Source organism: uncultured Paraglaciecola sp. (assembly GCF_937123705.1).
Lineage (GTDB): Bacteria > Pseudomonadota > Gammaproteobacteria > Enterobacterales > Alteromonadaceae > Paraglaciecola.
The window spans coordinates 63424-76427 of sequence record NZ_CAKZKO010000010.1; the positions used below are offsets into that span (position 1 = coordinate 63424).

The 13004-nt window shown below is 43.3% G+C and carries 9 protein-coding genes; 6 read left to right on the forward strand and 3 right to left on the reverse strand.

All coding sequences use genetic code 11. From position 1 onward, the window contains the following. Positions 1 to 40: 40 nt before the first annotated feature. Positions 41 to 3100 (reverse strand): SO2930 family diheme c-type cytochrome, encoded by a 3060-nt coding sequence (locus tag Q0688_RS01565; RefSeq protein WP_299072234.1) that lies wholly within the window; start codon positions 3098 to 3100, stop codon positions 41 to 43. A gap of 271 nt (positions 3101 to 3371) precedes the next feature. Between Q0688_RS01565 and Q0688_RS01570 the strand changes: the two genes are divergently transcribed. Together Q0688_RS01570 and Q0688_RS01575 are read left to right on the forward strand one after the other, a co-directional pair. After that, positions 3372 to 4499 (forward strand): MFS transporter, encoded by a 1128-nt coding sequence (locus Q0688_RS01570; RefSeq protein ID WP_299072452.1) that lies wholly within the window; start codon positions 3372 to 3374, stop codon positions 4497 to 4499. Between the two features lie 202 nt (positions 4500 to 4701). Further along, complete coding sequence (locus Q0688_RS01575; protein ID WP_299072237.1) at positions 4702 to 5175, forward strand: DUF3299 domain-containing protein; 474 nt, start codon at positions 4702 to 4704, stop codon at positions 5173 to 5175. Here the strand turns inward: Q0688_RS01575 and Q0688_RS01580 are convergent. Together Q0688_RS01580 and uvrA are read right to left on the reverse strand one after the other, a co-directional pair. Continuing rightward, on the reverse strand, positions 5172 to 5573 hold the full coding sequence (locus tag Q0688_RS01580; RefSeq protein WP_299072240.1) for a thioesterase family protein: 402 nt from the start codon (positions 5571 to 5573) through the stop codon (positions 5172 to 5174). The genes Q0688_RS01575 and Q0688_RS01580 overlap by 4 nt on opposite strands. Before the next feature lie 6 nt (positions 5574 to 5579). After that, complete coding sequence (uvrA, locus tag Q0688_RS01585; RefSeq protein WP_299072243.1) at positions 5580 to 8414, reverse strand: excinuclease ABC subunit UvrA; 2835 nt, start codon at positions 8412 to 8414, stop codon at positions 5580 to 5582. Between the two features lie 184 nt (positions 8415 to 8598). On the opposite strand from uvrA, the gene Q0688_RS01590 reads away from it, so the two are divergent. The 4 genes from Q0688_RS01590 (at position 8599) to Q0688_RS01605 (ending at position 12925) form a co-directional block, all read left to right on the forward strand. Then, positions 8599 to 9963, forward strand: coding sequence for a DUF1254 domain-containing protein (locus tag Q0688_RS01590; protein ID WP_299072246.1), 1365 nt, complete (start codon positions 8599 to 8601; stop codon positions 9961 to 9963). 137 nt (positions 9964 to 10100) lie between these two features. Continuing rightward, complete coding sequence (locus tag Q0688_RS01595; RefSeq protein ID WP_299072249.1) at positions 10101 to 11438, forward strand: MFS transporter; 1338 nt, start codon at positions 10101 to 10103, stop codon at positions 11436 to 11438. 12 nt (positions 11439 to 11450) lie between these two features. Then, on the forward strand, positions 11451 to 12026 hold the full coding sequence (gene ssb, locus Q0688_RS01600; RefSeq protein ID WP_299072252.1) for a single-stranded DNA-binding protein: 576 nt from the start codon (positions 11451 to 11453) through the stop codon (positions 12024 to 12026). A 200-nt stretch (positions 12027 to 12226) separates the two neighbouring features. Then, positions 12227 to 12925, forward strand: coding sequence for a DUF642 domain-containing protein (locus Q0688_RS01605; protein ID WP_299072255.1), 699 nt, complete (start codon positions 12227 to 12229; stop codon positions 12923 to 12925). The last annotated feature ends 79 nt before the right edge of the window (positions 12926 to 13004 follow it).

Sequence of the window (13004 nt, forward strand, 5' to 3'; positions counted from 1 at the left end):
TATAGGTTGCTAAAATCTAGGTCTGCTTTACAGTTTTCACTTATTCACAATTATCAGCTTCCATGGCGTTAATCCATTGGGTAATCAGTTGTACACCTTCTGTATGGATCACCGAACGACCTAATTCTGGCATCCGTACATCTAACTCATTTGAATCTAAGCGATAAGCCAAGATAGATTTAGATGCATCACCTGGCACAATGTCGTGTAATAAATTACCAGCACCATCACCTGCAGCAACCGGTGGTTTACATTTTCCGATTTCTAAGTCGGTCCCTTGATTGTAAGTCAGCAATAACCCAGATGTTCTAGCGGCCCCTTCGGCAGAGTGACAATGGGCACAGTTAATATCTAAGTACCCTCTAGCGCGGGCATCCAAGCTGGCGTCAGTATCGCTATAATCTGGAATAGTTGCCTCATCAATGGCGGCCCTGTCTGTTGGTACCGAGTTTAATATATTGCTTTGCGACCAATGGCTGAGTTGGTTGATAAGCTCCCCGTTCACGCTAACCATTTTGTTAAGTAACTTGGCTTTTGGGCCTATGGGTTGAATATTTTGTTCACCGTGGCAGTTAGCGCAGTTGTTCTTATTGGGAATAACATAGGTAGTCGTTTGGGCTTCGCCATTCACATCAACCCAAGCAACGTCTTGGGTACCACCGGCTACCGCTAAGGTCGCATCGCTTTTATCCGCATTCCAAATATAAGGCAAGGCCTCCCATCCCTCGGCTCTTCTTATCATTAAACGGGTTTCAACTAGCTCATCTGTTTGGGTATCAGGTGCGCGCAAGTCTTGTTGAATGGTAAAAGTTTTGCTGATGATAGTGCCAATTGGGAAGTCCATTGACTCTGTAGCGCGAAACGCGGCTTTAGCGCCATCTGGCACAAATACAAAGCGATATTTAGAGGCGTAATCGGTAAATAATGGAGTGGTTAAATCGTACATAAGTCCTTGTCCATTAGGGCCTTGGCGAGGATTTGTCTTATCTGCAAACAAACGATAGTCAGACAATTTAGGGCAATCGGCCACAAAAGCATCTTTATTAACACCTGAGCCTTGAGCTGAACATAATGCCTGAGTATCGACTACGGTTTCGCCTACACTGTCGGGGTCGAGTGGATCTAAAACCACTGCAGGAAGTGATGCGTGAGCACAATTGAAGTCGTCTGGATTAATGGTGAAATTAGGATCCATGGCTATGCCACCTAAAGCGATAGCGGCATTTATGCCACCAATAGTGGTGGTTTGCGCTTCTTGAATACATATTCGTCGTGATTCAGGTAATCCAGCTGGAAACTCTTTAAGCAAACCCAAAGCAGCATTGACGCCTGAACTATCGTAAAAGATGTCTACTGTTGGCACACCTTGTGGCGCAAAAATACCAGCGGATATTTGTAATGACATTCCTTGTGGATCGGTGCTGTTGTTAGCCATCTCATTATTGTAGAAATAGATTTTTTCGGGTACAGGGTCGTAGGTAGGCTTACTTACAGTGGCATCAACAATGTAATAGCTCACCACAGTTGCTGCGGCAGAAATATTACCGGTAATAGTATTTTCAAATACTTGTACATCGTCATTTGCCATAATCATTACCCCAGTTCCCGCAGGTACCTGGCCGACTATATTTCCTGCAGGAGCAAAATTAGGGGTGTTGTTGTCATAAATCATATTATTAAAGACTCGGGTCGCTTCTCCCCCTTGCACAGGTGGACCGGGTAAATCGAAAACTAAGATGCCACCGGTATTGGCCGTGGTTTCGTTTTCATACACATCGGCAAATTTCGAGTTCTCAATTTCAATCCCTGCAACGTTTTCATACACAAAATTACGGCGTACAATGATTTTTTCTGATTGACCCACGTACACACCAGCATCACTCGCGCCACGCACTAGGCTATCTTCAATTAATACATTCTTGGTTTGCACTGGATATAAGCCATAAGCACCGTTATCGGTATTAGCACCACTGGTCCATTCAACTCGTACCCTACGAATAACAACACCGCTGGTCCCAGTTATTTTAATGGCATCGCCTATGGTGTTTTCGATGGCTAGGTCTTCTACAACAAAATTGTTGCCTGTTACATTTAAGCCTTGGCTGCCTGTGACTTGATTGTCAAACTTCAAGACGGTGGCATTGATAGAGCTAATGTTGGTCAATAATTTCGGGCTGAATCCTTCGGTGCTTGGCAACCCTCCTCCTTGTCCCATGCCTGCGCCGCGCAATATAATGTTATCGGTAGACACACTAAGCTCACCCATCATTTGAAACTCACCGGCTGGTAACTGAATGATTGACTTAGAAGGTGCGGTAATTAAGGCGGTAAGCAAATCTTGCTCAAATGACTCGGTAGCGGCAATGACAATTTTCATTTCGTCATCACCACCACTTGCAAAGGTTTCATCTAAGACGTTGATGTTGAATGATTCAGTGGCAGTGGAGCCATCGCTACTGGTCGCCGTTACCTCAACACTATGGCTTGTGGTGGTTTCGTAATCGAGCATAGTATCGTCGGCCACGCTAATAACTCCTGAGCTTGCATCAATAGCAAAGCGGCCTCCGGCGTTATCAGCAAGCACATATGAGACGCTATTGTTGGCTGATGCGTCCACTGCTAAGGCAGTTACCCCCACGCTGTCTCCATTAACGGCATTTTCACTCACGCCGTTAGCAGTGGTATTAGCATCGGTTATGTCGCCAACTGGATTGTTGACGGCAAAGTCTAGGGTAAATGTAGCTTCAGAGGTTGACTCGTCTGAGCTTGTGGCTACACCCTCTATGGTAAATGTGCTTGTACCCGCAGCTACCACATCGGCAATACTCGCAGCTAATGTGACTACACCGCTACTGGCATCCACCTGAAAAAGGCCATTGGCATCATTGCTCAATGAATAACTTACGCTATCATCTTCGTCTGAGTCTTCAGCGTTTAAAGTTATGCCTACTGCGCTATTTGGCTCACTGTCATCACTAAATTGATTTGTTGCATTATTAGCATCGCTAAGTTCGCCGACATCATCATTATCGTCTGACGAACAGGCGGTAATTAGTAGCAATGCAGCATAGATTAAGGCGGGCTTGATCACGTTAGTCATAGAACTTCCTTAGTTATGAGTTATTTATCGAACAAAAAACATACAGTGGGGTTAACCTTACTTAGCGCACAAAAAATCAACAATTAATTTACATTAATTGAATTGCTTAATCTCGGCAAGTCCCAAAGTGACTAATTATTAACAGTTTTATTAGAACTAGGGCTGATATCTATGGGATGATTAGTTGTATTCATTCTCTGGAAACTCAATTTTGTTTAACAACTCTCGCTTTTCACAGTTGCGTCAAAATCCTCAATTTTTACTGCTAGCTATGGCCTTTGTGATGCCCTTGGTGTTTTCGGTGTGGAATGCCTTGTTAAACAATTTTGTGGTTGAAAAAGCCCAGTTTAATGGTGCGCAAATTGGCATGTTACAGAGTTTGCGCGAAGTACCGGGATTTTTAGCTTTTACCGCGGTATTTTTATTGTTGGTGTTAAAAGAACAAACCCTAGCCCTAGTGGCATTAGCGGTGATGTGTATAGGCGTGGCGGCAACGGGTTGGCTGCCATTTGAACTCGGTTTGTATTGCACCACAGTACTGATGTCCATTGGCTTTCACTACTTCGAAACCATCAATCAATCCTTAACCTTACAATGGGTAGATAGAGACAAAACGGCGCACTTTATGGGTCAACAATTGGCGGTAAAGAGTTTTGCTTCCTTGTTAGCTTTCGGCGCGATTTGGATTTTAATGGAATGGTTTGCGGTCTCTTACACCGCAATGTACATGCTTGCTGGTGGCGTGGGTTTGATAATCGTTGCTCTACTGTGGACAGGTTTTGATAACTTTAGCCATGGCTCAATCCAGCATAAACACATGTTTTTGCGAAAACGCTATTGGCTGTATTATGCCTTAGTGTTTTTTAGTGGTGCCCGCAGGCAAATATTTATGGTGTTTGCCTCTTTTATGATGGTGGAGAAGTTTGGGTACTCGGTAGGTGATATCAGCCTGTTGTTTATCATCAACTATGTATTCAACTTATTTTTTGCCCCCAAAATTGGTAAATTTATCAGTAAAATAGGCGAACGTAAGGCGCTGACCATAGAATATGTAGGTTTGCTAGTTGTGTTTATAAGTTACGCTTTAGTAGAAAACAGCCAAATAGCCGCGGGGTTATATGTGATTGACCACCTATTTTTTGCCATGGCGATTGCAGTAAAAACCTATTTCCAAAAAATTGCCGATGAAAAAGACTTTGCGTCCACAGCAGGGGTCAGTTTTACCATCAACCACATTGCTGCAGTGGTTATTCCAGCCTTGTTAGGTATTTTGTGGTTAAGCTCACCTAGCATGGTATTTTACGTAGGCGCAGGATTTGCGCTGTGTTCCTTATGTTTAGCGCTCAATATTCCTAATACCCCCGCTATTGGTAATGAAGCGGTAAAGAGCCCTTTTTAAGGGGCTCGTAATCAACAGGTTAAAAATCGATATCTAAGTTTCCAGCAAAGCGACCTAATTCACTTTCGCACACTGCACAAATAGGCCCTATGTGTTATTTTACAGCGGCGCAGAATCAGTGCTTAGCGTTAAATTTGCCACCCTAGTTATCAGAATTATGAAATCCCCTCTTAAATGGGCAAATAAAGGTCAGTAAAAAACTATGAAAAAACTTGTGAAAACTGCTTGCTTACTTTTTATCCTCTCTAGTCATATTTCTTTTGCTAATGGGCCATTAGAGCTTTATTGGGAAGATATGGTGCCGCCGGATTATGAAACACCGGAAGTACCTATGGATCACAACGGTAGCATGATGCAAATGGGTGTTGATGCACCTGTTGTTAGCAGTTTAGATGGTAAATTAGTGAAAGTGCCGGGTTTTGTAGTGCCACTTGAAGGCGATAACGAAACCACCAGTGAGTTTTTGTTAGTGCCTTATTTTGGTGCCTGTATCCATGTACCGCCCCCGCCCGCCAATCAAATTATCTATGTGAAGTTTGCTAAGGCCGTGCCTGTAGACAATCTCTTCGATGCCGTTTGGGTGACGGGCACCCTGAGCACAAAAGGCTGGGAGGGCGATGTGGCGACTGTGGGCTATTCATTACAAGGGATTAAAATTCAGCCATTCGATGGCTAATTCGTGGTGTCTATCCAGTGTTCATTCAATAATTTACGTTCGCTATCAGATAGTTTCACTGCTTTACTGGTTTTATAATCAAATTTCACCATAGTGGAGGTGCCCGACGCGCATTTTTTGCCGTCTTGCCATACTTCTTGGTAGGTATCGAAGGAGCTGCCGCCTAATCTTGCCACATAAGTGCGAATTTCTACTGGTTTACCTAAAAACAGTTGTTCTAAAAAATCAATTTTGTAACTGGCGAGTATCAAAGGCCAGTTTTTAAGATCGAGTTCTGGGGTAAATATGCGGAAAATTGGCTCGCGGCCACTTTCGAACCAACCGGCTATCACGGTATTGCTTACATGAGCCAAGGCATCGGTTTCGTAAAAACGCACATTAAATTTTTCGCTTAACATTTCGCTTTATCTCTGTTGTTGTAATAAGGGTTTTAAGAAACGGGCGGTGTGCGACTCGGCTACACCACAAATATCTTCAGGACGGCCTTGGGCAATAATTTGACCACCACCTGAGCCGCCTTCTGGACCTAAATCAATGACCCAATCGGCGGTTTTGATCACATCTAAATTATGTTCAATTACCACCACAGTATTGCCATGGTCGCGCAGCCTGTGCAGCACCTCTAACAACAATTTTATATCATGAAAATGTAAGCCAGTTGTAGGCTCATCCAATATATATAAGGTTTGGCCGGTATCCCGTTTGGATAATTCTTTGGCGAGTTTGACCCGTTGGGCTTCACCACCCGACAAGGTAGTCGCCGCTTGGCCTAATCGCACATAAGATAAACCTACATCCATCAAGGTTTGTAATTTACGGGCGATGGCAGGTATTACATCAAAGAAAGGACGAGCTTCTTCTATGGTCATTTCCAATACTTGGTGGATGTTTAATCCTTTGTACTGAATTTCTAAGGTTTCGCGGTTGTAGCGTTTACCTTTACAAATATCACAAGGTACATACACATCGGGCAAAAAGTGCATCTCTACTTTGATCACCCCATCACCTTGACAGGCTTCACAGCGGCCACCTTTCACATTAAAGCTAAAGCGACCGGGTTTGTAACCACGGGATCGGGCTTCTTGGGTGCCAGCAAATAATTCTCGCACTGGGGTAAATATACCGGCATAAGTGGCGGGGTTTGAGCGCGGTGTACGGCCAATAGGGCTTTGGTCTATATCCACTACCTTATCCATAAATTCCATACCAGAGATGGTTTTATAGGGGGCGGGCTCACCTGTAGTGGCACCGTTTAATTCTCGGTGGGCGATGCGGTAAAAGGTATCGTTGATCAGCGTCGATTTACCCGAACCCGATACACCTGTTACACAGGTCATCAAACCTATTGGCGCTCTAAAGGTGACATCTTGTAGGTTATTGCCCGTTGCCCCGGTTAATTCCACCCATTTTTCTTGGTTAATTTCGGTACGCTTGGCTGGAATTTCAATTTTTTCTTTGCCAGATAGGTACTTACCCGTTAGTGAGCGTTCACTGTTTTTAATGTCTTCGATGCTGCCTTGGGCCACTACCTCGCCGCCGTGTACTCCTGCACCTGGGCCAATATCCAACACAAAATCGGCGGCGCGAATGGCATCTTCATCATGTTCAACCACTAATACGGTATTGCCTAAGTCTCTTAGGTGGATCAGGGTCTTTAACAGTCTTTCGTTGTCCCTTTGGTGTAAGCCAATAGAGGGTTCATCAAGCACATACATCACCCCCACTAAGCCAGCTCCAATCTGGCTGGCAAGGCGAATTCTCTGGGCTTCGCCGCCCGATAGGGTGTCGGCGCTGCGAGATAGCGTGAGATAATTTAAGCCAACATTCACTAAAAAGGTCAATCTATCGTTGATTTCTTTAAATATTTTCTCGGCAATTTTCAGGCGTTTACCTGTAAGAGTGAGATCGCCAAAAAACGCCAGCGCCTCAGCAATTGACATATCGGTAATAGTATTAAGCGGGGTATCACCTACAAACACGTTTCTGGCTTCTAAGCGTAGGCGACTACCCGAACAACTAGAACAATGTTGCTTGCTGAGATATTTAGATAATTCTTCACGTACCGCATTGGATTCGGTTTCTTTGTAACGGCGCTCCATATTCGGAATGATCCCTTCGAAGGGATGTTTACGCTCCATAATATCGCCGCGGTCGTTGATATATTTAAAGGCCAAGGAGGTGCCTTTGCTGCCATACAACACTATATCTTTGGCTTTTTCATCGAGCTCTGCAAAAGGCACGGTTAAATCAAATTTATAATGTTCGGCCACAGCTTGTAACATTTGATAGTAGTAATAACTGCGTTTGTCCCAGCCTCGAATGGCACCGCCGGTTAAACTAATTTCATCGTTAGCAATGATCCTATGGGGGTCAAAAAACTGCCTAGTACCTAAACCATCACAAGTTTGGCAAGCGCCCGCGGGATTGTTAAATGAAAATAAGCGCGGCTCTAGTTCTGCCATGCTGTAGCCACAATGGGGGCAGGCAAAGTTTGACGAAAACACCAGCTCGGCTTTTTCTGGCTGATCCATATAAGCCACAGTTGCCGTGCCGCCGGATAAATTTAAGGCGGTCTCGAAAGACTCAGCTAAACGCAGTTTTAAATCTTCACGCACTTTAAAACGGTCAACCACTACTTCTATGGTGTGTTTTTTATGTAGGTCGAGCTCGGGTGGATCTGACAAATCACATACATTGCCGTCAATTCGGGCGCGAATAAAACCTTGAGCCGATAAATTTTCTAGGGTTTTAAGATGTTCACCCTTACGAGCCTGCACCACTGGGCCTAATAACATCAGTTTGGTATCTGCGGGCATATCTAGCACCCGATCAACCATTTGACTGACCGTTTGGGCATCAAGAGGTACGTGATGAACAGGACAACGAGGCTCACCCACACGTGCATACAGCAAACGTAAGTAGTCATAAATTTCGGTAATGGTGCCCACAGTTGAACGGGGATTATGTGACGTTGATTTTTGCTCGATAGAAATGGCCGGCGATAACCCTTCGATATGATCTACATCGGGCTTTTCCATCATGGATAAAAATTGCCGTGCGTAGGCCGACAACGACTCCACATAACGCCTTTGCCCTTCGGCGTATAGGGTATCAAAAGCCAAAGACGATTTACCCGAGCCAGACAAACCTGTGATAACGGTGAGTTTGTCGCGGGGAATATCGAGATTGATGTTTTTTAGGTTGTGGGTGCGGGCACCCCGTACTTCAATTCTATCCATTTTTGACTTGTATCGAATGCAAAAGAAGAATTATTACACACTCTTGAAATCAGCTCTACGGCAACTCAGATTATCTTTTACTCAGCAGGCTTAGAATATAGCAGCGTATTGCTTTATCACTACGCTGCTATATTCTACCGTTTAGGACTTTCATTCATTTTCAGATAAAAACAAGGTAACAATTTTGGCTATATTGAAGAAAAAGCGCACCTATTTATTACTCACTGTTGCCATATTATTGGTGGTTGGTTTTTACTCTCTTAATGTGGTGAAAAGTGCCGCTCGAGCTTATATTTTTGCCTACCCCATCAATGTGATGGAATTCACTCGGTTGTCAATGGTAGACAAAATGGGTACGAATAAGATTAATCATCTTAGAGACTTTCCAAATCACGATTTTCGTCAGGTCGTGCGCCCTAATAACGACACTTTGTACAGTAACGCTTGGTTTGATTTAAGCCAAGAGCCGATGATTATTTCAGTACCCGATATAGAGCGTTATTATGTATTACCATTTATGGATGCTTGGACCAATGTATTTGGGTTTATTGGCTCTCGAACTACAGGTAATCAAGCCGGTGACTACGCCTTAGTAGGTCCAGATTTTGAAGGTGTGTTGCCTGACAACATCCAGCGAATTACAGCACCCACAAATATGGTGTGGATGATTGGCAGAATTCACGTGTATGGGGAACACGACATTTCCAATGTGGCACAAATTCAAGACAACATTCACGTCACTGCTTTATCAAAATGGTCATCGCAAATACCTATGCCAGCGACAGTGACCCCAAGTAATCTAAATAGCAATCCTGTTAACCCTAAAGCGCAAGTTGATGAGTTAACGCCAACTGAGTTTTTTAGCTCTTTTGCGAAACTACTGGCCAAACAGCCAGCCCATGCCAGAGATAAAGGCGAATTTGACAATTTTGCCGCATTAGGCCTTAACAAAGAAAATCAATTTGACTTGGCAGACGTGAACCCTATAAAACGCTTTTTAATCGCTATTGGTTCAAAATTGGCAAACGATAAACTGCACTCTGCGTTGCAATCTAAAGGTACATCTCCCAAAGAAAACGGCTGGATAGTGTGGCGAGATACCCTAGGTGAATACGGCACAAATTATACGGTGCGGGCAGGTGTCACTTTAGGTGGACTGGGTGCATTGTCGGCACAAGAAGCGGCTTATCCAAGTGCAGATGCTGATATTAACGGTGAAAATTTGCACGGCAGTAACCAGTATGAATTGCATTTCAAAGCAGGGCAACTACCACCTGTTAATGCGTTTTGGTCGCTGACTATGTACAACACCGATGGCTATCTTATAAAAAACCCTATTAATCGTTATCTTGTTAACAACTCAGATGATTTAAAATTCAATGAAGATGGCTCGTTAACTATAGTGATCCAGCATAAACAACCCAAAGAAAACCTCTCCAATTGGTTACCCGCCCCAGCTGAAGAATTTTCGATACTCTTAAGACTGTACGATACCACTTCGGCTTTTACCGATGGTAGCTGGAAATTACCACCTCTAGAACGTAAGTAGTATCCGCAAAATTAAGCGAATTGGTATTAAGTTAGCAATATGATTTAAGCGCATAAGTGCTTTTTCAAAAAAAATTCTATGCTAAACTTGGTGCCGATTTAACGCCTAACTTTTCATTCTTAACTACAGATTAAACCTTGAACTCAACCGAACTTCGCAGCGCCTTTTCTCTTGCCTTTGTGTATGTCCTACGCATGCTAGGCCTATTTATGATCATGCCTGTGATCGCCATTAGCGCTAAACATTATCCCGATTATTCAGCCTTTTTGGTTGGACTAGCGATTGGTGGTTACGGCTTAACGCAAGCCATTTTGCAAATTCCCATGGGCGTGCTTTCAGATAAAATTGGCCGCAAACCTGTGATTGCTGGCGGTCTATTGATTTTTGCTATAGGCAGTTTAGTTGCCGCTACAGCCGATAGTTTAATTTGGGTGGTGGTTGGGCGTTTCTTACAAGGCGCAGGAGCCATAGCTGGCGCCATTATGGCTTTGGCTGGTGATTTAAGTCGTGACAAACAGCGCCCTAAGGTGATGGCAATTATTGGTATCTCTATTGGTTTTTCTTTTTATCTCGCGTTACTTTTAGGGCCGATTATTGCGGGAAAATTTGGTCTAAGTGGCATCTTTTTAATGACGGGTGTTTTAGCATGCCTATGTATCTTATTGGTACTATTTGTGGTGCCAAGTGCCACCAATGTTGCTCCGAAGGGAGACACACTCCCCGTTGTTGAAGACCTAAAAACGCTCTTTTTACACCCAGAGTTAATTCGCCTTAATATCAGCGTGTTATTACTACATATGTTGATCACCTTACTTTTTGTGCAAATCCCAGTGTTTCTGGTTGATTTAAACTGGCCTCTTGCGATGCATTGGAAAGCCTACTCTGTAGTGTTGGTTGCTTCGGTTGTGGGCCTTGTTGCACTAATGGCCTTGGCGGGAAAATTTAAAAAAGCTGTGCTGCAATTTAGTGTAACAGGTATGGCTATGGTTTTTGCTTTACTAATTTTTGGCCAAAATTCGCTGTTATATCTAATGATTTTAGTTAGCTTGTTTTTTACTTGTTTTAATTATCTGGAAGCAAATTTTCCTGCCATGGTTTCTAATATCGCCCCCGCAGGGAAAAAAGGCTCTGCCATGGGAGTGTACGCTAGCTTTCAATTTATGGGCGCCTTTATTGGTGGGGTATTATCTGGAAGCATTAGTGATATTTTAGGTATTCAATGGGTGTTTATTCTAGCCAGTATTTTATGTTGTATTTGGTTGCTGTTGATCAGAGGTTTGAGCGGGACTAACAGACTGAAACGGTATACACTTAATACCAATAAGCACACTAGTAATCTGACTTTGCAACAGCTATCTGAATTAGCAGGTGTAGTAGACATCACTGTGGTGCCTAGTGAACAAGTAATGTATGTAAAAGCAGAACAACATTTCGACATTCAGCAAGCGCGGCTTGTACTGAATTCAAAAGATTAATGAGGAGGAACAATGGCGAGCAAAGGCGTAAACAAAGTAATCTTAGTGGGTAATTTGGGTAAAGATCCCGAAGTAAGGTACACCCCAAACGGCAAAGCCGTTGCCAATTTAACCTTAGCCACATCTGAGAGCTGGAAAGACCAAAGCGGTCAAATGCAAGAAAAAACCGAATGGCATCGTATATCCATGTTTGGAAAACTAGCCGAAATTGCTGGTGAGTACCTTAAAAAAGGCAGCCAAATTTACGTAGAAGGTAAATTGCAAACTCGCAAGTGGCAAGATCAACAAGGCCAAGACAGATACTCAACTGAAGTAGTGCTAGACCCATTCAACGGTGTGATGCAAATGTTAGGTGGTCGCGGTGGTCAATCCGAAGGCGGTTTTCAAGGGCAACAACGCCCTGCAGCGGCTCCGCAGCAGAATCAAGGTTATCAACAACAACCTCAGCAAAATCAGCAATATCAACAGCCACCAGCCCAAAGTGCGCCCCAACAGCAAAATCAAGGCTTCAATCAAGCCCCAGCACAAGGCCAAGCAGCCCCAATGGCTGAACCTGATTTTGACTTTGATGATGATATTCCGTTCTGACCAAAGACAAAATGTTAAATGTTGAAAAATAACTATAAAAGCCGCTATTAAGCGGCTTTTTATTGCCCTGTCGTTCCCTAAGTATGTTGATGGAGAATGGTATAAGTTAAAAGTTTAGTGTTGGACAGTTTGGCCATATTTTCTTTTTTGTTACCTAGTTAATATAGCTGCAATCTCCAACGTTAATCAGGTATTGCATTATGTCGTCTTATTTAAACAAAGTTGTGTTAGCGGTTTCATTACTGACATTAAGCTCAGTTTCACAAGCCTCACTTATTACCAATGGCAGTTTTGAGCAAACCAGCTTACTTATAAAAGGTGAAGTGCATAATACCCTCTTGAGTGCTTATGAGGATAAGAATAGTACTTGGGATATATTTTATGATTTGCCAGGTTGGACAACTACTTTTGGCAATGGCATTGAATTGCAAAAAGGTGTAGTAACCAGCTCGCAAGATGGTCAACATCACGTTGAGTTAGATTCTCATATGAACGGCTCGTCAAATTCAGTCATGACCCAGTCCTTAGATTCACTCACTGTTGGCGCGGATTATTTATTAGAGTTCTATTACAAGCCTCGTACTAATACCGTCAACGATAATGGTATTAATGTTTATTGGTACGATACAGCCGTTGAATTTGATTGGGATATGACGGCTGTATACATAGCCGATAGTACCACCAAGGAAACTAAAAACTGGGCATTGCAGACTGTTTCATTTACTGCACTTGCAACCTCGATGGACTTAAGCTTCGCTTCAGTAGGTAAGCAAAATACCTTAGGTGGTTTGATTGATAATGTGTCTTTGGTCCAAGCAACTTCAGTTCCGGAGCCATCGACCTTAGGAGTATTTTTTGCGGCTGCATTTGGTTTATTCTCAATGCGACGTGCAAAGTAAGTTAATTATGCTTTGAGTGACTTTCTTGGTTAAGCGCTTTTCCCCAGCGCTAAGAAACCAAGAAAGCACATCAAATTTA